Below are 20,858 nucleotides of genomic sequence, written 5' to 3'. Positions count from 1 at the left end.
AGAAGCCATTAATGCAATATAAAACAATCATAAGAATCACGGGGTTATTGATGGGGTTATTCTCCATCACTATGCTTCCTCCTGCGCTGGTGGCGGTGTTATATAAAGATGGCGGTGGTACGGCGTTTATTCAGGCTTTTTTTGTAAGCTTATTTTTAGGCTTTTTACTTTGGTATCCCAATCGTCGTGAAAAAGGCGATTTACGTACCCGTGAAGGTTTTTTGATTGTTGTGTTGTTTTGGACCGTACTAGGGTCGATTGGTGCGTTACCCTTTATCTTTTCTAAAGAACCTGATTTAAGCTGGACTGATAGCTTTTTTGAATCATTTTCGGCCCTAACAACAACTGGGGCCACGGTTATTGTGGGGCTGGACGATTTACCTAAAGCTGTGCTGTTTTATCGACATCTATTACAGTGGATGGGCGGTATGGGTATCATCGTTTTGGCTGTAGCCATTTTGCCGTTATTAGGTATTGGTGGTATGCAGCTTTACAAGGCTGAAGTTCCCGGGCCTGTAAAAGACAGCAAAATGACCCCGAGAATTGCAGAAACTGCTAAAGCCTTATGGTATATCTATTTAATGTTAACAATTGCCTGTGCAACGGCATTTTATTTTGCTGGCATGGATATTTTTGATGCGATTTGTCATTCATTTTCAACCATTGCCATTGGTGGCTTTTCGACAAAAGATGCCAGCTTAGGGTACTTCGATAGTCCGTTAATCAACATTATATGTGCGGTGTTTTTATTAATCGCAGCGGTGAATTTTAGTCTGCATTTTGCGGCATTTACCCGTCGAGGGATTAACTTTAAAATTTATTTTAAAGATGCTGAATTTAAAGTATTAATTGCTGTGCAATTAGTTTTAACCGCTATTTGTTTTGTCACGCTATATTCATCAGGTATATACGACTCCCCCGAACAAACCTTAGATTATGCTTTTTTTCAGGTTGTCTCGATATCCACTACAGCTGGTTTTGGTACTGAAAGTTTCCATTCTTGGCCGTTATTTCTACCTATTTTACTGATTTTCTCAAGTTTTATTGGAGGGTGTGCGGGCTCCACCGGCGGCGGGATGAAAGTGATTCGACTGATTTTATTAGTATTACAAGGTTCGCGTGAGCTTAAGCGCTTAGTTCATCCTAAAGCCATGTATTCAATTCGTATTGGCGGTACAGCATTACCCGATCGTATTATTGATGCCGTATGGGGCTTCTTTTCGGCCTATGCGTTAGTCTTTGTGATTTGTATGGTCATCTTGATGGCAATGGACATGGATGCGATTACAGCCTTTAGTGCTACAGCGGCCAGTTTGAATAACTTGGGCCCAGGGTTAGGTGATGTGGCTAATAACTATGCCAGCATTACAGATGGCGCAAAGTGGGTATTAGTGATGGCGATGCTCTTTGGGCGGTTAGAAGTGTTTACCCTTTTGGTGTTATTCACACCGACATTTTGGAAAAATTAATGCAAATTTTGATGGTGTATTCAACAGTTGATGGGCAAACATTAGCAATTTGTCAGCGTATAAAGCAACGTCTTGAAGAGGCTGGGCAGTTTGTTACGTTGCAAGATGTTGCGCAGGTTAGTCAAGCCGATGTCAATGCTGCCCAGCAGATCGTCATAGGTGCCAGTATTCGCTATGGTAAGCATAGACCCGCATTGTATGATTTTATTTCAACCCATAAATCGAGTATTGAAGGCAAGCCAAATAGTTTTTTTACGGTTAATGTGGTGGCAAGAAAACCTGAGAAAAACACCCCAAAAACCAACCCATATATGCAAAAATTTTTAGTTTTGTCACAATGGCAACCGCAGTTACTTGGGGTGTTTGCCGGTAAAATTGATTATCCCAAATACCGCTTTTTCGATAAATTTATGATCCGCTTTATTATGTGGATGACCAAAGGCCCGACTGATGTTTCTGGCACGTTTGAGTTTACTGATTGGCACAAAGTAGATGAGTTTGCTGCCAAGTTGCAGCAGCAAATCAATCAGTAAATGCCTAATGTAAGGATGTGAATGTTAGGCACAGTAACGCCGATGTAGTATCGAAATAACCTCAGTGACCTGCTCGTTTTTCAAAGTATAAAATACCACCTGCGAGCTTTTACGGGTATTGACCAAATCTTCTGCACGCAATACGGCTAAGTGTTGTGACAGCGCTGATTGACTTAATGGCACGGTTTCGTTGAGCTCAGTCACACTCAGTTCTTTGTCTAACAATAAACATAAAATCATTAATCGATAAGGATTGGCGATGGCTTTTAGCCATTTTGCAGCCGTTTCAGCATTTTCTAACATAGTCGTGACATCAATCTCTTGCTGCATGATGGATTCCTTGGGCGATGATTTATATGGGAATGATACTCGTGCCTAAGAGAGATCTCAATTCTCAGTATTAATTATATGAGCTAATTCTAATTTGTGATCATTTCATCGGTATCTTAGGCAATTTTTTGCCACACTAACACTTTGCAAATCAATAAGGCTAAACCATGTCTAAAATATTGGTACTGTATTATTCTCGCGGGGGTCATACTGCACAAATTAGTCGTGCTATTGCACAGCAAATTATGGCAGCAGGCAACGGGTGTGATGTTGTTAATATCCATGATGTTAAAGGTGATATTGACTGGCCTCAATATGATGCCATAGCATTGGGTGCATGTGTTTTATATGGCTCTTATCATAAGTCTGTTTTTGAATTTGTTGAGCGCTATCAAACGCAATTAACCCAAGCACCGAACAGCTTTTTTTGTGTGAATGTGGTGGCTCGCAACCCTGAAAAGCGCATTCCTGAAAACAATAAGTATTTACAAAAGTTTTTATCTTTGTCACCTTGGCAACCGCAAGATGTCAAAATTATTGCCGGTAAAGTAGATTACCCATCCTGGCCTTGGTACGACAGTTTGATGATCCGCTTGATCATGAAAATGACTGATGGACCAACTGATCCTAAAGCGATTATAGATTACACAGACTGGGACGATGTAAAGCGTTATGCCGAGCATATATTGACGCTGGTTAAGCCTTAGAACTTCAGAGAAGGCCTATAGCTTATAGGCCATGAACATTGTTAGTATCGCCAAAACTGGGGGTGAAAAAGGACCGCAACGGTCAATATTTCTAATCGACCCAATAACATACCTAATGCTAATGCCCATTTAGCTACATCAGAAAGGCTAGAAAAATTACCCGCTGGGCCAATAATCGGGCCTAAACCCGGGCCGACATTAGCCACCGCGGTAATCGCCCCAGTAAAGCTGGTCATGATATCTAAACCGGTTAATACCAATACCATTGATAAACCCAATATGACCAAGAAAAACAGCATAAAGAACGTCACCAGTGAACGCACGATATCTTCATGAACCTTATGACCATTGTAGGTTTCTTTGAAAATGCCATTTGGGTGGAATTGATGTTTGATTTGCTGACGCATAATCGCCATCGCAATTTGAAATCGGAAGATTTTTATCCCACCAGATGTAGAGCCTGAACAGCTACCGACCAACATTAAAAACAAGAAAGCTGTAGCAGCAAAAGCCCCCCAAGCTTGATAATCAGTTAAGCCGTAGCCTGTGGTCGTGACCACAGAAATCACATTAAAGCTGGATAATCTTAATGCATCAATAAAGTCTATTTCTTTATGAAAAGATAACCACACTGCAATACTTAGTGACACCACACCGACAAACAGCAGAAAACCTTTTACTTGCTGATTATTCCAAATCAACAGGCTACGTTGTTGAATAGACTGGACAAACATCAAAAGGGGTAAACCACCTGCTAACATAAAAACTATCCCAACCCAGTGTGATGCATTGGAAAAATGCGCCATTGAGCTATCAGATGTCGAGTATCCACCAGTTGAAAGGGTTGTCATTGCATGATTAATCGCTTCAAACCAATTCATTCCCGCAAGGTGGTAAGCTAAGCCACACAGAAATGTTAGACCAGCGTAAAGCACGAAAAGGTGTTTTGCCATGTGCTGAGTTCTTGGGGTCGCTTTATCGCTCCAATCCGATGATTCAGTTCTAAATAAACGCATGCCACCCACGTTTAAAAACGGTAGAACAGCCACCGCCATCACAATAAAGCCGATCCCGCCAAGCCATTGCAGTAAAGAACGCCAAATTAAAATGCTGTGATCCATGCTATCTAAACCTGACAGTACGGTTGAACCTGTGGTTGTAATCCCTGACATGGTTTCAAAAAACGCATCGGTATAAGTAATGCCGTGATACAGCGTAAAGGGCAGCGCTGCACAAAAACTGACCGCTAGCCAAGTTGCACTGGTTAACACAAACATGTCGCGAATATTCAAGCGAATGTCATGCTGCCGACCCGATTGGATACAAATGGTCGCGACAATCCCGGTGAATAAAGCGGATAGCAAAAAGTCGCCAATGGTTTCTTCGCCATATGCTAGCGCAAAACCCATGGGGATAAGCATGAAACTGGTAAGGATGGCGAGGAATATGCCAATTACAAAAACCAGTTGCTTGAAATTTATCATTTATATTCGAACTAAAAGAAAAACGCGCTCGGTTGAAACAGCTTTTCAACATCGCCGATAAACTTCTTATTGACTAAGAAAAGAATCACATGATCTCCTTGCTGAATAACGGTTTTGTCATGACCCATTAATACTTCATCTTTGCGTACAATGGCGCCGATAGTTGTGCCCGGTGGTAGTTTGATGTCGCCAATTTGCTTACCGACCACTTTAGAGGTGTTGGAGTCACCATGGGCAATGGCTTCAATGGCTTCTGCTGCACCACGACGTAATGAATACACATTACAAATATCGCCTTGGCGAATATGGGTCAGCAATGCTGAAATGGTGGCTTGTTGAGGTGAGATGGCAATGTCGATATTCGCTTCTTGCACGATATCGACATAGGCTTCACGCTGGATCAGTACCATCACCTTCTTTGCACCTAAGCGCTTAGCCAGCAACGCCGACATAATATTGGCTTCATCATCGTTGGTTACGGCAATAAATACATCCGTTTGGTCGATATGTTCTTCATTAAGTAATTCTTGATCCGATGCATCACCACAGAAAACCGTGGTTTTTTCGAGTTTCTCTGACAACATCTCGGCGCGCTCTTGGCGATGCTCAATCAATTTCACCGAATGATTTTTTTGTAATCGTTTGGCTAAACCAAAACCGATATTGCCCCCGCCAGCAATCATAATGTTGCGGTACGAGTTATCCAGCTTTTGCATTTCACTCATAACAGCGCGAATGTGGCGGCTATCGGCCACAAAGAATACTTCATCGTCAGCTTCGATGATAGTTGTGCCACGGGGCATGATGGCTTTACCCTGGCGGAAAATCGCTGCCACTCGAGTATCGATATTAGGCATATGTTCACGTAAGGTGGCAAGGGCATTCCCCACTAATGGGCCACCGTAATAAGCACGTACAGCGACTAAGCTAAGTTTTCCTTCAGCAAACTCAAGAACTTGAAGTGCACCTGGGTATTCGACCAAACGATGTATGTAAGCAGTTACTAACTGTTCTGGCGCAATTAATTCATCAATAATAAAGCCACCGCGTGGCTTGGTATCACCAGACTTAACTTCTGAGTTAATAAACAGTTTTTCGCGTAAATCTAAATAAGGTTCTGAACGAATACGGGCGATTTTAGTGGGAGTGCCAAACAATGAATAGGCAATTTGGCAGGCGGCCATGTTACATTCATCGCTGTTGGTTACCGCAATTAGCATGTCGGCATCTTCGGCGCCCGCTTCTTTAAGGACACTAGGGTGTGCGCCATGGCCAACAACAACGCGCAAATCGAACTTATCCTGCAAAATTCTCAGTCTGGCACGATCGCTATCAACAAGTGTGATGTCGTTATTTTCGCCAACTAAATTTTCAGCTAACGTGCCGCCTACTTGTCCAGCGCCCAAGATGATAATCTTCATATCCTTGCCAATATCCTTACAGTGCTTTTATTAAGCGAGCGTAGTAGAAACCGTCCATATTGTTCTGGCCGGGTAAAATCTGCCAGCCAATATCTTGTGCATTTTGTTGTTGACTAATCGGCACTAATTGCGCGTCAGGTGTACGAGATAAAAACGCGCTAACTTGCTGACTATTTTCTTCCGGTAAGATTGAACACGTTGCATAAAGTAACGTGCCTCCCGGTTTTAACCACTGCCAACAATGATCAAATATCTGTTGTTGTAAAATAGCCAGTTCGGCAATGTCATTATTCTTACGTAGCCATTTGATATCAGGATGACGACGAATGACACCGGTTGCAGAACAAGGAGCATCTAACAGAATTCGGTCAAACTTTTCACCTTGCCACCAAGCACTAATGTTGGCGGCATCACCATGAATAACTTGCGCTTTTAAATTCAATCTGTCGAGGTTTTGTTGCACTCTGGCAAGACGTTTTTCGTCAAAATCGACGGCAACGATTTGGGCTTGAGAGGCTTGCTCTAAAATATGACAGGTTTTGCCACCGGGTGCTGCGCAGGCATCTAATATTAGCTCGCCATTTTCTGGGGCTAATAGGGTTGCGGCCCATTGTGCTGCCCCATCTTGAACTGAAGCGGCGCCTTGCATAAAGCCTGGTAGTTGATTTACATCCTTTGGGCTTTCAAGCAAAATCGCATCAGCACTAGGGCCTTGGCTGGCCAATACATCTTGTTCAGCCAGCATGGCAATGTAGGCATCACGGCTTTGTGATAATTGATTGTTGCGTAACCACATTGGCGGGCGCTGGTGGCTTTGTTCAATAATGTGTTGCCATTGATCTGGGTATGCTTGTTGTAATCGCTTAATAAACCATGCAGGTGTGTTATAACGAAGCGTTTCTGCCTCAGTAGACAGCGGCGCATTATTGCGTTGAACATTGCGCAAGACCCCATTAACCACTTTGACTAAACCATCAAACTTTAATTGTCTGCAAGCTTCAGCTGTTTCTGAAATCGCAGCATGTGCTGGAATGCGGGTAAAGTAAAGTTGGTAACATCCCACAAGCAAAAGTTGGTAAACGATTCGTTGCTTACCCTTAAAAGGCTTGGCTAAGCAATCACTAATGCATTTATCAAGTTGAGGTAGTTGACGCATGACACCATAGCAAATCTCTGCCATTAAGGCTTTGTCTTTGCCATTATCAAGATGTTGCTGTTGTTCTGGTAAGGCAACAGATAAAGATACGCCTTTTTCTAATACATCAAAAATGGCTTTGGCGGCCAATGCGCGCACATTCATGCTAATTTGCCTCTTGGCTTAATAGGGTTCCAACACTAAACCAGTCAGCGCGTGAGTTAAGAATGTCTGCAACCGCTAAAGGCTTTTTGTTGGGTAGTTGCATGGTGTCGATAATTAAGCTGCCATGAGCAGTGGCGACAACGATGCCATTTTTGTCCGCCTGAGTTATGGTTCCTGGGGCGGCATGACAAGCTGCGGTGTTGTAGCGTACCTGCCATACTTTAATGCTGCTTTGCTGGTGTTCGAAGTAACTTACCGGCCAAGGGTTAAAAGCACGCACTTCTTGCCAAAGCTGTTTAGCGGGTTTATTCCAGTCCAGCTTTGCTTCGTCTTTTGATAGTTTTTCAGCGTAATTAGCTAAGGATTCATCTTGTTTTTCGGCGGTTAAGGTGCCTAAGCTTAATTGTGCTAAAGCATCAATAAGCGCATCCGGTCCTTGAAGTGCTAATTTTTCATAAAGACTGGCTGATGTATCTGTGTCTTCAATTTTAAGTGCGGTTTTTAGTAGCATGTCACCAGTATCTAAACCAATGTCCATTTGCATAATGGTTACGCCAGTTTCATTGTCACCTGCCCATAAGGCACGTTGAATGGGGGCCGCACCGCGCCAACGAGGCAGGATTGAGCCATGGACATTAATACATCCTAAGCGAGGCGTATCTAGTACAACTTTCGGTAAAATCAGTCCATATGCCACCACAACCATTATATCGGCATTGAGTGCGGCAAGCTCAGCTTGGGCATCCTCATTGCGTAATGATGCTGGCTGGAAAACGGCAATATTATGTTCAACCGCTAATTGTTTTACTGGGCTAGGAGTCAGTTTTTTACCACGTCCTGCCGGTCTGTCTGGTTGAGTATAAACAGCACAAACATTGTGCTCTGAGGCAATTAACGCCTGTAAGTGGCGAGCAGCGAAATCGGGCGTGCCAGCAAAAATAATATTTAACGGTTTCAAATTGGATCCTATTCTTTTGCAGCTAGGCGAGCTTCTTTTTCAAGCTTAGTTTTAATGCGCTGACGCTTAAGTGGCGACAAGTAATCTACAAAAAGCTTACCTTGTAAGTGGTCCATTTCATGTTGGATACAAATAGCAAACAGCTCATCGGCTTCCACTGTGAAAGTTTCGCCATGGCGATCAAGTGCTTGTAAAGTGACTTTTTCTGCGCGGTCTACTTTGGCATAAACCCCAGGAACGGAGAGACAACCTTCTTCATTGGCAAAGTCGCCACTTGAATCCACAATTTTTGGATTAATGAAAATAGTTGGACGTTCAATTTCATCCTGTAAGTCCATAACAATCAGTTGCTGATGAAAATCTACCTGTGTTGCTGCTAGCCCAATGCCTTTTTCGTGGTACATTGTTTCTAGCATGTTATCAATTTGTGTCTGTAGCGCTGGACCAAAGTCTGTTACAGGCTTGGCTACAGTGCGCAAACGCTCATCTGGAAAACGTAAAACATTTAATAATGACATAGATAAACTCTTAACAAATCTGTCAATATTTAGCTTGTTAGCTATACTGACTGTAAAAAATAGGATAATTTTAATCCTAACGGGCCTTCAATAACAGTAAAAAGCTCAAATATAGAGCTTAATAACATGGACAACACCATGAAACGGATAATACTACTTGCTTTTATGACATTGAATATCTTTGGATTAAACGCAGATACATTAACTTTAAAAGCGGGGCATCCCGATACTTATGTTGTTAAAAAAGGCGACACACTTTGGGATATATCTGGCTATTTTCTTAAAGATCCATGGCGTTGGCCAACATTGTGGGGCGTTAACCCGCAAATTGCTAATCCTCATTTAATTTATCCCGGTGATAGGCTGACATTAGTGTTCATTGACGGCCAACCTCGTTTAGTGAAAAAACAACATATTAAAAAAGGTATCGAAGGGCGTATTGTGCCTAAAAGTGATGCTATACCTACAATTGACTTAGCCCTTCTGCAACCTTATTTATTACAAAATCGTGTTGTAGAACAAGAGTGGTTAACAGCGCAACCTTTTGTATTAAGTGGCGAAAGTGAATCTAAGCATCATATTCTAAACGACATTGTGTTTGTGAATGCCAATATGGGCGTCGGGCAGAAAGTGGCCATTTATGAGCCAGGTCGTGAGTTTTTAGATGCGGAGACCGGTGAGGTTTTAGGTCGTGAAATTATTCTGACGGCCAGTGGTCGTGTAACGGCCGATGGTGAGGTGTCAAAAGTACAATTGTTAAGCAACCTGCGGGAAACTAAAGTAGGTTATGCGGTTATTCCGGTTGAAGATGAGGCCTTGATGTCGGCCTTCTTCGTACCAACGGCTGCGGTTTTAGATGCACCTGCCAGTGTCATCGCTACCGCTAGTGCTAATCGTGAAGCTGGTAAACTTGAAGTGGTTTATATGGATAAAGGGTTGAATGACGGTGTTCAACCTGGCCATGTGTTTGCGATTTATCGTGACGGTGAAGAGATTATATTAGATAACAACGGTCAGCCTGTGCGGGCTGTCGATCGTTCATCCTATGATAACGTGGTGGCTCACTTTTCCGATGATAAAGTGTTTAAAGTCCCTGATGTTTATCATGGAAACTTAATGGTGTTTAAAGTTTTTGATAAAACAAGCCTTGGGTTAATTATGATGAGTGATCGTCCCGTGAGAGTAAAAGATAAACTGGTGACTCCAGCAAACTTAACGTTTAAAGGTGAATAATTACTGACAATTTGGTCGATTGGTTAGTTGTTTCTGCTGTATCTGGGCTAGGACCCGCTCGGATTAAACAATTACTGACTTACATGGATGTAGAAGAGTTAAGGCAAAGACTGCAGTTTGAACCTAGCGCCTTGCCACTTTCATCTCGTTCCTTGCAAGCTTGCGCTATCGATTTTGATAAAGTCGATAGCGCACTGGATTGGCTTGAAAAAGATGATAACCACCACCTTATTTGTTTATCAGATCCTCAATATCCGCCATTACTGCAACAAATTTACGATCCCCCTGCTGTGATGTTCGTTAAAGGTAATCTCAATGCATTGTTACCGCCCTCTATCGCGATAGTCGGGAGTCGAAGTATGTCTTTGCACGGTGCCGATACAGCCGCTAATTTAGCTATCGCGTTATCTAATCAAGGGTTTAGTATTACCAGTGGTATGGCAGCCGGAATCGATGGTGCAGCGCATAAAGCGGTTATTGCCAATGCTGGTACGACATTAGCTGTACTCGGCTGTGGCGTTGATGTGATTTATCCAAAGCGACATCAATCTTTATATGATAACATTCAGCAAAATGGCTGCCTGATAAGTGAGTTTTGGCCGAATGTTAGCCCTCTAGCAGGACATTTTCCTAAGCGAAATCGCATTGTAAGTGGATTATGTTTAGGGACTGTCGTTGTTGAGGCTGCACGCAAAAGTGGGTCTCTTATCACTGCAAGATTGGCTATGGAGCAAAACAGAGAAGTCTTTGCAGTGCCTGGCTCAACTGTGGCAGGATTTCATCAAGGCTGTCATGATTTAATTAAAAATGGTGCAAAGCTTGTCGAGAATGCTGCCGATATAATAGAAGAGTTAGGGTGTTTATCTCAATATCACCTTGAACAATTACATCAGCGCCACCATATACAAGATAACGAAATGAGTAATTTGCCATTTCCTTTGCAGTTAGCTAGTCTGTTAGAAAGTGTAGGATATGAGACTACAACAGTTGATGCTGTAGTTCAGCACAGTGGAAAACCAATAGATCTGGTGTTAGTACAATTGCTTGAGCTTGAGTTACAAGGGTGGGTTGCCGTGGTACCCGGTGGTTACGTCAGACTAAAGAGGAGTTAGCCATGTTTGATATCCTCATGTATTTATTTGAGAACTATGTTCATAGTGAAATAGAGCTATTGGTTGATGAAGATGAATTAACCAAAGAGCTGACACGCGCAGGTTTTCATCAGGTCGATATTATTAAGGCCTTGGCATGGCTTGAGCATTTAGCAGACTTGCAAGAAAGCGATCAGCCGTATTTATGCAATCATGCGCAACATTCATTCCGTATCTATACTAAGCAAGAAATGGCGAAGCTAGATGTGCAATGTCGCGGATTCTTATTGTTTCTAGAACAAATTCAGGTGTTGAGTGTCGAAACACGCGAAATGGTGATAGACAGAGTAATGGATTTAGATGAACCCGCTTTAGTATTAGAAGATTTAAAATGGGTGATTTTGATGGTGTTATTCAATGTGCCCGGCAATGAATCAGCCTATGAGCAAATGGAAGATTTAATCTTTGAGCAGCCAGATGGAAGACTACACTCATAAAGGAATGAGATAAAAAGGAGGCTTCGGCCTCCTTTTTGGTTTTCAGCAATCTAAAAATGTAGATGTTGGTTATCTTGAGTAAGATGGCTTGGGGTTAAATAGTCGCGATAGCCATAGCGATCGAGTTTGTTTATTTTTGCTGATGCTTGTGTTGTTTCATCTTCAAAAGTGGCAGCGTGATCATTAAGCCATAATGCAAATTGCGGTTGATGTTTGCTGAGTTCATCTAATAACAGCTCATAACCTTCGAAGTAGTCCGTTTTTAAGTAGATACTGAGCTGCACAAAATCATCATGGTAATTTTCAGCGAGAAAACGAATTGCCATGTAACTCCATTTGTAAGTTCTATCTTGGCCATCTTTGTATTCGGTGGCAAATATCTCTGCTAATGTCGGTGCTTTCTCTATATCCCGTTTAATCACTTCGAATGTTGTGGGGTTATCATTGCCTTTAGATACATATTCGGCGAGCCCTTCCGACCACCACACCATTTTGTTCGGAAAGTGTCCAAAACCGCCATACTTTACAAAGTGACCATCTAAATAATGCACATATTCATGGTTAAGATTCCAGACGGCAAACTCAGGCTCAATCCAAAACTGGCGATAAGCAAAGAAAGTCGCTTGGTTGCCTGGTTTTGAGGGGGTACCTTCAATGTACATGCCGCCGTTGTCAGTTTGTATATCAAACAGAAGTTGGCCGTATGCGTTATATTGGCTCCAGTTTTTAAATACCACCACGCGCAAGGCGCTATTTGTATCATTTGCAGTGGGGGTGTTATCTGTTTGAAGTAATTGATGAAAACTTGATTCCTGCGAGGTAAGTTTTTCGCAGCTTTGTGCCAGCTCCTGCTGATTCAGGTCTTGCGCTAGAATAAACAGTGATGCTGAACAGACATGATTAATTGGTAAAACCTCTGTGAGTGTGGGGATATGGCAAATATCACTTTGTTGCTCACAGCTTTCTTGCCCCGCAAAAGCGTTCACATGAAAACCCAATGTGTAAGTGTTTTTAGCCCCGATACCGCGCTGTTTTACATCGGCTTTGGCGATTTGTGCAACTGCGTTATCAATAGCTAATTCTGCTGCAGTTGGCTTGCCATCCTCCTCGCTCGGGAGTGCGAGACGATATTGCCCTAATGCCCAGTACGCATTTGCGAGTGGCCAATCATTTTGCCCACGAAAGCGCAGTTCTGAGCTAGCGAAAGCTAGTAACGTTTCACTGATATTGCCATTAATAAGTTGTTTCGTCAGTGCAACTTCATTGTGTTTTCTGGCATCAGTGAGCAGTAATCCGTAAGCTCTTAAGGTTTCCCATAAGGCGTAGTCATTCGCCTCGGTGTTGGGTTGTTTGGCGAGTCGTGGTAATTGTGTATTAAGTATTGGCAGCAATTCACCAAGCAATAAAGCGGTGTCGTCAGCATTGTAATAGCGGTAAAGCGTTACAGCGAAGTGCTCTTGTAATCTTGGGCTGTCAGTAAAGCCTTCTCGCTTTGATAGTGTGACTAAAGCGTCAGTAAGTCGCTGTTTATCATCCAATGTTAATGTGGCTAAAGGACCGAAGTAGCTAAATGCTCGCAGAAAATAGAGCTGTCTATCGAGTTGCTCAGGGATACTTTCATGTTGAATGAGCTTTACGGCTTGATTGAAAGTCTCTCGGGTGTGTGGATAACCCGGAGTAAAAAACTGTTCAACTGCTGTAGTTTGTAGTTGTTGGGCAATGGCAGGATTAGTATCGATTTGCCCAACAGTACTGCAACCTGAAAGTAGGGCTAGGCTTGGATAGAGGAAAGACAAAGCAATGAGTGAACGGGTTAACATATCGGCTCCTTTTTTGTATACAATATACATTTTGTTTTATACAAAGGCCAGTGATAATTAGATGCTTATTCGATACCCAAGCAGCATCGAGCTTGGTAAAATGCACAAAGATTCAGCCAACGAGATCACCATGTCAAAAATTGATCAGCAATTATTTACTGTCCATGAGCATGCTTTAGAAAAAGAGTTTGAACTCTGCCCTAAGTGTGGCTGTGAGTTATCGTTAAAACACAGTAAACACGGTAGCTTTATTGGTTGTAATAATTATCCGACATGTGATTACACTCGCCCTTTAGTGCAGCATGAATCAATCGAAACACAGGTTATTTCAGGTTCAAATTGCCCTGAATGTGGTCATGAATTGGCTGTAAAATCAGGTCGATTTGGCATTTTCATTGGTTGCACAAATTATCCCGAGTGTCATCATATTGAAAAACATGATCACAGTGATGAAGCTAACCCCATTACCTGCCCACATTGCTTGAAAGGGCAGTTAGAGTCTCGCACTAGCCGTTATGGAAAAACGTTTTTTTCCTGTAATGCCTATCCTAAATGTAAATATATCGTCAATTACCCGCCAATTAATGAGTCCTGCCCTGATTGCGGATTTGGTATTCTGGTTGAGCGAAAAGGTGCTGCGGGCAATCGTGTTGAATGTCCGCAAAAAATGTGTAAATACAAACGTTCGTTATAATCAAATTGTGTTGAGGATCAATCATGTTGCAAGTACAGCCTGATGCTGTTGTTGATATCGTTTTAGAAGGTGGGGTAATTGCATACCCGACAGAAGCCGTATTTGGTTTAGGGTGTGATCCCGATAATGACATTGCTATTGAAAAACTTTTGGCCGTAAAACAACGCCCATGGCAAAAAGGCCTAATATTGGTGGCAAGTGATTTTACTCAACTGACACCTTATATTGATGAGTCTCAATTGACATCTGAACAACTTCAATTTGCGTTTTCTAAGTGGCCAGGTCCATTTACATTTGTTATGCCAATTAAACCCACAGTTTCTAAGCTGTTATGTGGTGAATTTGCATCGATAGCGGTTAGAGTTTCTGCTCACCCAGTGGTTCGCGCACTTTGCGACTCGTTGCAGAAACCGTTAGTATCAACCAGTGCAAATTTAGCGGGTGAAGATCCCGTTGTTTTGGCCGAAGATATCCTCAGTGATTTTGAGGGAAAAATTGATGCTTTGGTGTTGGGCTCTTTAGGAGAGCAGCGTCAACCCTCAACGATTATTGATGCACGCACAGGCCAAATTATTAGAAACGGAAACTAATTATATGCAAACTGGTTCAGATGCCGTCGGTTTACCCAATGCAGAACAAGTAAAAACATTTTTATTGTCGTTGCAAAAAAATATTTGTCAGCGATTAGAAGCTCTTGATGGTAAATCTACCTTTAGTGCTGAGTCTTGGAAGCGGGAAGAAGGCGGCGGGGGGACCAGTATGGTATTGACCCAAGGTGCTGTTTTTGAGCAAGCAGGGGTGAACTTCTCACATGTGATGGGCGCAGCAATGCCTGCGTCGGCTACTGCTCATCGTCCTGAATTGGCGGGTAGAAGCTTTGAGGCTATGGGCGTGTCATTAGTGATCCACCCAAATAATCCCTACATTCCAACAACCCATGCCAACGTCCGATTTTTTATTGCCCGCAAAGAGGGCGCGGACCCTGTTTGGTGGTTTGGTGGTGGATTTGATTTAACGCCCTATTATCCGTTTGAAGAAGACGTTATCAGCTGGCACCAAACGGCACATGATTTATGCCTACCATTTGGTGAAGATGTTTATCCTAAGTATAAGAAATGGTGTGATGAATACTTCTTCTTACCGCATCGTAATGAAACGCGTGGTGTGGGTGGATTGTTTTTTGATGATCTTAATGAGCCTGGATTTGAGAATAGCTTTGCGTTTATGCAAGCCGTGGGTAATGGCTTTATAGAAGCTTACCAGCCAATTGTAGAACGTAATAAAGATCTCGAATATCAAGATGAAGAGCGCCAATTCCAATTATACCGCCGTGGGCGTTATGTTGAATTTAATCTTGTTTATGATCGTGGTACTTTATTTGGTTTACAAACCGGTGGCCGCACAGAGTCAATTTTAATGTCAATGCCGCCACTGGTGCGCTGGGAATATGGTTTTACGCCAGAAGAGGGCACGCCTGAAGCTGAATTATACGAGTACTACCTTAAACCACAGGATTGGTTGAAGCTGAATTCATAAACCTAGATTTAACCTAATTTTGTTACTGATTGCGCATGTGATCAGCTAATGTTGAAATAGCCTGAATAATCGCCAGTCGATGTTCAGGCTTTTTTACGCATTTATCAACAGCAGCACGCATACAGATTAGCCATTGATCTCGCATTGACTCATCAATGCTGAAAGGCATATGTCTGGCACGAAGTGCTGGGTGACCATGTTTTTGTTGATAAAGTTGCGGTCCACCTAGCCAACCACTTAAAAACTCATAAAGTTTGGTTTCCGATTCGGCGATTGGCGAACGGTGGATTGCTAGCAAAGGTTGGGTTTCGGGTCGTTGTTGCATTTGTTGATAAAATTCATGGGCAATAGCCCTAATCACTTTATCACCACCAATTAAATCATAGGCGTTGGATTGCTCAGGATCTCTTTCCTGTTGTGCATCCTGTTTTGAGAAAATTTTTTTAAGCCAATTCATAATCATACCGAATATTTGTTTGGTTGAGATTATATCTCAATCAACTCAGGTTATTCCAATTACGCAAACGTCGCCATTTGGGTTAATGTTTTGAAACGATTTAGTTAACTTTTCTGTTTTGTTTACCAGCCTATCTTGCTAAATTGACCGCAATTTCAATGGAGAACAATAATAATGACTAAGATGATGCCATCTTTGGTGATGATTGCTGTCACTGCGGCCCTTGTGGGGTGCAACCAATCAGAAGCTCAAGATCCCAAAGTAACCATAAATAAAAATCCTTACCCAAGTACCTATCAGGTTTTACCTAGTACAAAAACAATTATCAAAAATGCCACAGTACTGACTGGCACGGGTGAAAAATTAGAAAATGCTGATGTCATCATGATGGACGGCAAAATTAATGCTGTTGGAAAAAATCTAGCTGCAGATGACGCCACCATTGTTGATGCTCAAGGTAAATGGGTTACGCCCGGTATTATTGATGTTCACTCTCATCTCGGTGTGTATCCAAGCCCTAATGCAGAATCTCATAATGATGGTAATGAGATGACCAATCCTGTCACGGCAGAAGTATGGGCTGAGCATAGCGTGTGGCCACAAGACCCTGGGTTTAACCGTGCTCGTGAAGGCGGTGTGACGACGATGCAAATTTTACCTGGTTCTGCCAACTTAATTGGTGGACGAGGTGTAACCCTTAAAAATGTGCCAGCGCAAAGCATGCAAGCAATGAAGTTTCCTGATGCTCCCTACGGTTTAAAAATGGCCTGTGGCGAAAACCCTAAATCGCTTTATGGTGGCCGTTCAGAACTCCCAATGACACGAATGGGCAATATGGCCGGTTATCGACAAGCGTTTATCGAGGCCACGGAATATAAACGTGCGTGGGATAAATATGAAACCGATTATGCCGCGGGTAAAAATGCCGCCGCACCGAAGCGTGATTTAACCTTAGATACCTTAAAGGGAGTGTTAGAGGGAGAGATTCTTATACACAATCATTGTTATAAAGCCGAAGAAATGGTGATGATGATTGATTTAGGTAAAGAGTTTAATTATCACTCGGGGACTTTCCACCACGCTATTGAAGCCTACAAAATTGCAGACACGTTGGCTGAAAATGGCAATTGTGCCGCGATGTGGCCAGATTGGTGGGGATTCAAGTTAGAAGCTTACGATATGGTGCTAGAAAATGTCGCTATTGTCGATTCGGTGAAGAACTCCTGCGCTGTCGTGCATTCAGATTCACCCGTGACTATTCAACGTCTAAACCAAGAAAGCGCTAAAATTATGCATAACGCAAATGCTAACGGTTTCAATTATACAGAAGAGCAAGCGATTAGCTGGATCACAGTTAATGCCGCTAAGTCTCTAGGCATTGCGGATAAAACCGGCTCACTTAGCGAAGGCAAAAATGCCGATGTGGTAATTTGGAACGTGAATCCGTTTAGTGTTTACGCCAAAGCTGAACAAGTATTTATAGATGGCGCCAAAGTGTTTGATCATCAAGATACACGCTATCAAGCACAAAGCGATTTTTTACTTGGACAGGAATAAGGTGAAAACGATGAAAAATATGACTCAATCTTTACTCGCCTTATCTTTGGCAAGCACTTTGTTTGGCGCATCAGGTTTAGCATTTGCTGATTCATTTGCAATTACTCATGCCACAGTGCACACCGCAACAGCGCAAGGTGTACTAAACAATGCCGTTGTTGTGGTGAAAGATGGTGTAATTACCTCTGTCGGCTCAGCAACCGATGCAACTCTTGATGTCGATAAAGTTATCGATGCTAAAGGCGGCATTGTGACACCAGGTTTTATTGGATCGATGAACATACTTGGCCTCGTCGAAGTGAATGCTGTCGCCGATTCAAGTGATGCATGGGATAAAAAGGCTGATATCACCTTTGACCCTAGTTTTGGCTACAATCCTAAAGCGAGTAGCATTGCATTTACCCGCAAAGGCGGTATAACCCGTAACATTGTGACCTCCAGTGGCGGCGAAGATATCCACTCTGGCCAAACGTTCGTGGTCGATCTTTCTGGCAGTTGGGATAGTATTAAAGCAACCAATACCGCGGTCTTTGTTCGTCTAGGGGCAAAGCATGAAGGCTCTCGAGCCGCGGCTATTCAGCAATTAATCGCCCAATTAGAGAAGGGGCAAAAATCATTAGCTAAAGCGTCGAAAGACAAAAAAGGCAATAATGATGTGTCAGAGCTTGAAGAGGCTGATGAAATTGTTAAGTCGCTCTTATCTGGTCAAAAACCGTTAATTGTTGCCGCAGATCGTGCCAGTGACATACTTGCCATATTGAAACTAAAGCAACGTTTTAATGTCAATCTTGTGCTTGTTGGTGCTGCAGATGCGGTATTAATTAGCGATCAAATAGCCAAAGCCAAGGTGCCTGTCATTGTTGATGCCATGCGAAATTTACCAGAAAGCTTCGATTCACTTCATAATGATTTAAGCAATGCAGGTAAACTTCATGCAGCGGGTGTAAAAGTCATTTTATCTAATATGGGTGACAGCCATAACGTTTATAATTTACGTTATAGTGCTGGAAATGCCGTTGCTAATGGGATGGATTACAATGCGGCAATGGCGGCATTAACTGTTAACGTTGCTGATACTTTCAACATAGACAGTGGCAGTATTATGGTCGGTAAGCCCGCTGATATTGTTATTTGGAATGGTGACCCGTTTGAATTCAGTAGTCATGTGGTAAAAATGTACATTGACGGTAAAGAGCAAAGTACCCAAAGTCGTCATGATAAATTGCGTGAACGCTATACCACACCATCTGACTTGCCTCGTGGGTACACAAAGTAGAGCCATAGTTCTGAAGAAAGAGAGATAATTGATGACCGACTTATATGCTGTTTTTGGTAACCCTATTGTGCAAAGCAAATCACCCTATATTCATGGTGAGTTTGCTAAGCAAACATCACAAGATATAAGTTATCAAGCAATAGAATCTCCGGTTGATCAATTTGAGTCCACTTTGCGCACCTTTATTACACAAGGTGCAAAAGGTGCTAATGTCACCGCGCCTTTCAAAGAGCAAGCTTATGCATTGTGTGATGAACTCAGTGAATTAGCTAAACTCGCTGGCGCGGTGAATACACTTTCTTTCACTTCCAAAGGAAAAATCATTGGCGATAATACCGATGGTGTTGGTTTGGTGAATGATCTACAAATGCAGTTTGGTGCCTTAGACAGTAAACGCATATTGCTGGTTGGTGCTGGTGGTGCTGCAAGAGGGTGTATCTTGCCTTTACTACAAAGTCATATTGGCAAGCTGGTGATATGCAACCGAACCTATAACAAGGCTCAACAATTAGCGACACTATTTCACGACTATGGCCATGTCTGTGCAGAAGACATCAATACACTAAATGATGAATTTGATATCGTTATTAACTCAACATCAGCTGGTTTGTCTGGAGAATTAGCCCCCCTGCCTGAAGCTATTATTGGGCCAAATACCATGTGTTATGACATGAGCTATGGAAAAAACATAACCATATTTAATCAGTGGGCTCAATCTGTTGGCGCAAAACACACAGTTAATGGATTAGGGATGCTTGTTGGTCAGGCGGCAAAAAGCTTCAGTATCTGGCGTGGAGTCATGCCAGATCCCCAAATGATCATGAGCACTATTCGTCAGCAGATGAGTTAACGGTCTGACAGGGCCTTTTTATTTTATATTATGGAAGCGATGGATAACCTATGAATCAGAGTCTTATATTTGGTGATGATGTTACAGTTGGCGAAAATACGGTTATCTTTACAGCCCAGCAACAAGGGCAAAATATTAACTGTAAGATAAGTTTTGTCGCTTTAGGTGAATTATCTTTATTGCAAGTAAACATCCATAATGCCGCAATGGCATTCGAACAGGTAAGATTTGATATAGAAGAGTTAACTGAGCACGCAATAAAAGATGAATTATTTGAGGATGATGGTTCTATATTATTGTAACGATTTCAATATTTTTAATAACACGAGGAAACGTCCGTTTCCCCGTATTGAAAATTAATCCTTCATATATCTGTAAGACATGTCAGAAACTTAATAGCTTGCTTCTTGTTGAACCTCAACCAAGTATTCATTCTTTAGGCGCACATAGTTATCAGATGATTGAGGTAAGAAGGCTTTTTCTGCATCGGTTAATTCTCTGGCTTGTTTGCAAGGACTGCCAACATATAGATAGCCACTTTTAAGTACCTTATTTGGTGGCACCAAAGCACCAGCACCTACAATGACATCATCTTCAATAATGGCACCATCTAATAAAATGGCGCCCATACCAATAAGGACACGATTACCCACCTGACAACCATGCAACATAGCTTTGTGACCAATCGTGACATCATCGCCAATAATCAATGGATGACCATCAGGGTTTGAGGGTGATTTTCGAGTAACATGCAAAACACAGCCATCTTGTACATTACTGCGCTTACCGATCCGAATGAGATTCACATCACCTCTAGCTGCGACAAGTGGCCAAATGCTGGCATCATGGTCTAAATTAATGTCTCCAACCAAAATAGCACTACTATCTACATATACACTATCAGCTAATTCAGGGTGTTTACCTTGGTAAGATCGTAAGTTAGAAGTCATAAATATCCTTAGAAATGGCGTTTTTTGACAGTATAATGCTTAAAAACTGGCTGGTCAGGTTAATTTGTCAACAAACAAGCTGTAAATTACAAAAAACTTTAAAAAAGGGGTTGCGCAAAAATCTTAGCTCCCTATAATGCGCATCCACTGACACGGCACAGCGCGAAAGCAAAGCGC

22 protein-coding genes are annotated in these 20,858 nt (G+C 42.3%); 13 read left to right on the top strand and 9 right to left on the bottom strand.

Features of this window, described 5'->3' with window-relative positions:
* Positions 1-11 precede the first annotated feature (11 nt).
* Positions 12-1,469 (top strand): TrkH family potassium uptake protein, encoded by a 1,458-nt coding sequence (locus OHT75_RS11280; RefSeq protein WP_264726654.1) that lies wholly within the window; start codon positions 12-14, stop codon positions 1,467-1,469.
* The gene (hemG, locus tag OHT75_RS11275) at positions 1,469-2,002 is read left to right on the top strand and encodes a menaquinone-dependent protoporphyrinogen IX dehydrogenase (RefSeq protein ID WP_264726651.1); all 534 of its coding nucleotides are present in this window, start codon (positions 1,469-1,471) and stop codon (positions 2,000-2,002) included. Before OHT75_RS11280 ends, hemG (OHT75_RS11275) begins: the two co-directional genes overlap by 1 nt.
* Before the next feature lie 24 nt (positions 2,003-2,026).
* Here the strand turns inward: hemG (OHT75_RS11275) and OHT75_RS11270 are convergent, their stop codons facing one another.
* Positions 2,027-2,332, bottom strand: a complete 306-nt coding sequence (locus OHT75_RS11270) for an ArsR/SmtB family transcription factor (protein ID WP_261299181.1) — start codon at positions 2,330-2,332, stop codon at positions 2,027-2,029.
* A 167-nt stretch (positions 2,333-2,499) separates the two neighbouring features.
* Here OHT75_RS11270 and hemG (OHT75_RS11265) point away from each other — a divergent pair, with 167 nt between their 5' ends.
* Positions 2,500-3,039 carry a menaquinone-dependent protoporphyrinogen IX dehydrogenase gene (gene hemG, locus OHT75_RS11265; RefSeq protein ID WP_264726648.1) on the top strand — a complete coding sequence of 180 codons (540 nt, stop codon included), beginning with the start codon at positions 2,500-2,502 and terminating at the stop codon, positions 3,037-3,039.
* A 41-nt stretch (positions 3,040-3,080) separates the two neighbouring features.
* Here the strand turns inward: hemG (OHT75_RS11265) and OHT75_RS11260 are convergent, their stop codons facing one another.
* From OHT75_RS11260 to def, 5 genes are read right to left on the bottom strand one after another with little or no spacing between them, the layout of a single operon-like run.
* On the bottom strand, positions 3,081-4,523 hold the full coding sequence (locus OHT75_RS11260; RefSeq protein WP_264726646.1) for a TrkH family potassium uptake protein: 1,443 nt from the start codon (positions 4,521-4,523) through the stop codon (positions 3,081-3,083).
* 11 nt (positions 4,524-4,534) lie between these two features.
* Complete coding sequence (trkA, locus tag OHT75_RS11255; RefSeq protein ID WP_264726644.1) at positions 4,535-5,944, bottom strand: Trk system potassium transporter TrkA; 1,410 nt, start codon at positions 5,942-5,944, stop codon at positions 4,535-4,537.
* Between the two features lie 16 nt (positions 5,945-5,960).
* A complete protein-coding gene (gene rsmB / locus OHT75_RS11250) occupies positions 5,961-7,244 on the bottom strand; it encodes a 16S rRNA (cytosine(967)-C(5))-methyltransferase RsmB (RefSeq protein ID WP_264726642.1) in 1,284 nt (427 codons plus the stop codon).
* 1 nt (position 7,245) lies between these two features.
* The gene (gene fmt, locus OHT75_RS11245) at positions 7,246-8,202 is read right to left on the bottom strand and encodes a methionyl-tRNA formyltransferase (protein ID WP_264726640.1); all 957 of its coding nucleotides are present in this window, start codon (positions 8,200-8,202) and stop codon (positions 7,246-7,248) included.
* A gap of 8 nt (positions 8,203-8,210) precedes the next feature.
* Positions 8,211-8,720 (bottom strand): peptide deformylase, encoded by a 510-nt coding sequence (def, locus tag OHT75_RS11240; protein ID WP_264726639.1) that lies wholly within the window; start codon positions 8,718-8,720, stop codon positions 8,211-8,213.
* 126 nt (positions 8,721-8,846) lie between these two features.
* Between def and OHT75_RS11235 the strand changes: the two genes are divergently transcribed.
* Genes OHT75_RS11235 through OHT75_RS11225 form a run of 3 tightly spaced genes read left to right on the top strand, consistent with a single transcriptional unit; the run spans position 8,847 to position 11,541 of the window.
* The gene (locus OHT75_RS11235; protein WP_264726637.1) at positions 8,847-9,953 is read left to right on the top strand and encodes a LysM peptidoglycan-binding domain-containing protein; all 1,107 of its coding nucleotides are present in this window, start codon (positions 8,847-8,849) and stop codon (positions 9,951-9,953) included.
* A gap of 11 nt (positions 9,954-9,964) precedes the next feature.
* Positions 9,965-11,065, top strand: a complete 1,101-nt coding sequence (gene dprA, locus OHT75_RS11230; RefSeq protein WP_454877253.1) for a DNA-processing protein DprA — start codon at positions 9,965-9,967, stop codon at positions 11,063-11,065.
* Positions 11,066-11,067: 2 nt separating this feature from the next.
* Positions 11,068-11,541 (top strand): DUF494 family protein, encoded by a 474-nt coding sequence (locus OHT75_RS11225; RefSeq protein WP_264726635.1) that lies wholly within the window; start codon positions 11,068-11,070, stop codon positions 11,539-11,541.
* A gap of 50 nt (positions 11,542-11,591) precedes the next feature.
* Here the strand turns inward: OHT75_RS11225 and OHT75_RS11220 are convergent, their stop codons facing one another.
* Positions 11,592-13,361 carry a collagenase gene (locus OHT75_RS11220; protein WP_264726633.1) on the bottom strand — a complete coding sequence of 590 codons (1,770 nt, stop codon included), beginning with the start codon at positions 13,359-13,361 and terminating at the stop codon, positions 11,592-11,594.
* A gap of 130 nt (positions 13,362-13,491) precedes the next feature.
* Between OHT75_RS11220 and OHT75_RS11215 the strand changes: the two genes are divergently transcribed.
* From OHT75_RS11215 to hemF, 3 genes are read left to right on the top strand one after another with little or no spacing between them, the layout of a single operon-like run.
* Positions 13,492-14,055, top strand: a complete 564-nt coding sequence (locus tag OHT75_RS11215; protein ID WP_264726799.1) for a DNA topoisomerase family protein — start codon at positions 13,492-13,494, stop codon at positions 14,053-14,055.
* A 23-nt stretch (positions 14,056-14,078) separates the two neighbouring features.
* Complete coding sequence (locus OHT75_RS11210) at positions 14,079-14,645, top strand: L-threonylcarbamoyladenylate synthase (RefSeq protein ID WP_264726631.1); 567 nt, start codon at positions 14,079-14,081, stop codon at positions 14,643-14,645.
* A gap of 4 nt (positions 14,646-14,649) precedes the next feature.
* On the top strand, positions 14,650-15,591 hold the full coding sequence (hemF, locus tag OHT75_RS11205) for an oxygen-dependent coproporphyrinogen oxidase (protein WP_264726629.1): 942 nt from the start codon (positions 14,650-14,652) through the stop codon (positions 15,589-15,591).
* A 22-nt stretch (positions 15,592-15,613) separates the two neighbouring features.
* Here hemF and OHT75_RS11200 read toward each other — a convergent pair whose 3' ends face one another.
* Complete coding sequence (locus OHT75_RS11200) at positions 15,614-16,048, bottom strand: group II truncated hemoglobin (protein WP_264726627.1); 435 nt, start codon at positions 16,046-16,048, stop codon at positions 15,614-15,616.
* 174 nt (positions 16,049-16,222) lie between these two features.
* Here OHT75_RS11200 and OHT75_RS11195 point away from each other — a divergent pair, with 174 nt between their 5' ends.
* The 4 genes from OHT75_RS11195 to OHT75_RS11180 are packed head-to-tail and all read left to right on the top strand — an operon-like array spanning position 16,223 to position 20,033.
* A complete protein-coding gene (locus OHT75_RS11195) occupies positions 16,223-17,605 on the top strand; it encodes an amidohydrolase (protein WP_264726624.1) in 1,383 nt (460 codons plus the stop codon).
* 10 nt (positions 17,606-17,615) lie between these two features.
* Entirely contained in the window at positions 17,616-18,881 is a 1,266-nt protein-coding gene (locus OHT75_RS11190) for an amidohydrolase family protein (RefSeq protein ID WP_264726623.1), read from the top strand.
* 31 nt (positions 18,882-18,912) lie between these two features.
* Positions 18,913-19,731 (top strand): shikimate dehydrogenase, encoded by an 819-nt coding sequence (aroE, locus tag OHT75_RS11185; RefSeq protein ID WP_264726621.1) that lies wholly within the window; start codon positions 18,913-18,915, stop codon positions 19,729-19,731.
* Positions 19,732-19,781: 50 nt separating this feature from the next.
* The gene (locus tag OHT75_RS11180; RefSeq protein WP_264726619.1) at positions 19,782-20,033 is read left to right on the top strand and encodes a DUF1488 family protein; all 252 of its coding nucleotides are present in this window, start codon (positions 19,782-19,784) and stop codon (positions 20,031-20,033) included.
* 90 nt (positions 20,034-20,123) lie between these two features.
* Here the strand turns inward: OHT75_RS11180 and OHT75_RS11175 are convergent, their stop codons facing one another.
* Positions 20,124-20,681 carry a gamma carbonic anhydrase family protein gene (locus tag OHT75_RS11175; RefSeq protein WP_264726618.1) on the bottom strand — a complete coding sequence of 186 codons (558 nt, stop codon included), beginning with the start codon at positions 20,679-20,681 and terminating at the stop codon, positions 20,124-20,126.
* Positions 20,682-20,858: the final 177 nt, after the last annotated feature.

It is taken from the genome of Shewanella subflava, assembly GCF_025971955.1.
In the GTDB taxonomy this organism is placed as follows: domain Bacteria; phylum Pseudomonadota; class Gammaproteobacteria; order Enterobacterales; family Shewanellaceae; genus Shewanella; species Shewanella subflava.
Note: the sequence above shows the minus strand (reverse complement) of the source record. Positions and strands in the feature narration are given on the sequence as shown.

Excerpts from the sequence above, each read along its gene's own strand:
- OHT75_RS11190 (WP_264726623.1), top strand. The coding sequence starts at position 17,616 with ATGAAAAATATGACTCAATCTTTACTCGCCTTATCTTTGGCAAGCACT.
- aroE (WP_264726621.1), top strand. The coding sequence starts at position 18,913 with ATGACCGACTTATATGCTGTTTTTGGTAACCCTATTGTGCAAAGCAAA.
- hemF (WP_264726629.1), top strand. The coding sequence starts at position 14,650 with ATGCAAACTGGTTCAGATGCCGTCGGTTTACCCAATGCAGAACAAGTA.
- OHT75_RS11180 (WP_264726619.1), top strand. The coding sequence starts at position 19,782 with ATGAATCAGAGTCTTATATTTGGTGATGATGTTACAGTTGGCGAAAAT.
- OHT75_RS11225 (WP_264726635.1), top strand. The coding sequence starts at position 11,068 with ATGTTTGATATCCTCATGTATTTATTTGAGAACTATGTTCATAGTGAA.
- OHT75_RS11270 (WP_261299181.1), bottom strand. The coding sequence starts at position 2,332 with ATGCAGCAAGAGATTGATGTCACGACTATGTTAGAAAATGCTGAAACG.
- OHT75_RS11235 (WP_264726637.1), top strand. The coding sequence starts at position 8,847 with ATGGACAACACCATGAAACGGATAATACTACTTGCTTTTATGACATTG.
- OHT75_RS11200 (WP_264726627.1), bottom strand. The coding sequence starts at position 16,048 with ATGAATTGGCTTAAAAAAATTTTCTCAAAACAGGATGCACAACAGGAA.
- OHT75_RS11175 (WP_264726618.1), bottom strand. The coding sequence starts at position 20,681 with ATGACTTCTAACTTACGATCTTACCAAGGTAAACACCCTGAATTAGCT.
- OHT75_RS11220 (WP_264726633.1), bottom strand. The coding sequence starts at position 13,361 with ATGTTAACCCGTTCACTCATTGCTTTGTCTTTCCTCTATCCAAGCCTA.
- OHT75_RS11215 (WP_264726799.1), top strand. The coding sequence starts at position 13,492 with ATGTCAAAAATTGATCAGCAATTATTTACTGTCCATGAGCATGCTTTA.
- hemG (WP_264726648.1), top strand. The coding sequence starts at position 2,500 with ATGTCTAAAATATTGGTACTGTATTATTCTCGCGGGGGTCATACTGCA.
- OHT75_RS11260 (WP_264726646.1), bottom strand. The coding sequence starts at position 4,523 with ATGATAAATTTCAAGCAACTGGTTTTTGTAATTGGCATATTCCTCGCC.
- rsmB (WP_264726642.1), bottom strand. The coding sequence starts at position 7,244 with ATGAATGTGCGCGCATTGGCCGCCAAAGCCATTTTTGATGTATTAGAA.
- trkA (WP_264726644.1), bottom strand. The coding sequence starts at position 5,944 with ATGAAGATTATCATCTTGGGCGCTGGACAAGTAGGCGGCACGTTAGCT.
- def (WP_264726639.1), bottom strand. The coding sequence starts at position 8,720 with ATGTCATTATTAAATGTTTTACGTTTTCCAGATGAGCGTTTGCGCACT.
- OHT75_RS11280 (WP_264726654.1), top strand. The coding sequence starts at position 12 with ATGCAATATAAAACAATCATAAGAATCACGGGGTTATTGATGGGGTTA.
- hemG (WP_264726651.1), top strand. The coding sequence starts at position 1,469 with ATGCAAATTTTGATGGTGTATTCAACAGTTGATGGGCAAACATTAGCA.
- OHT75_RS11210 (WP_264726631.1), top strand. The coding sequence starts at position 14,079 with ATGTTGCAAGTACAGCCTGATGCTGTTGTTGATATCGTTTTAGAAGGT.
- OHT75_RS11195 (WP_264726624.1), top strand. The coding sequence starts at position 16,223 with ATGACTAAGATGATGCCATCTTTGGTGATGATTGCTGTCACTGCGGCC.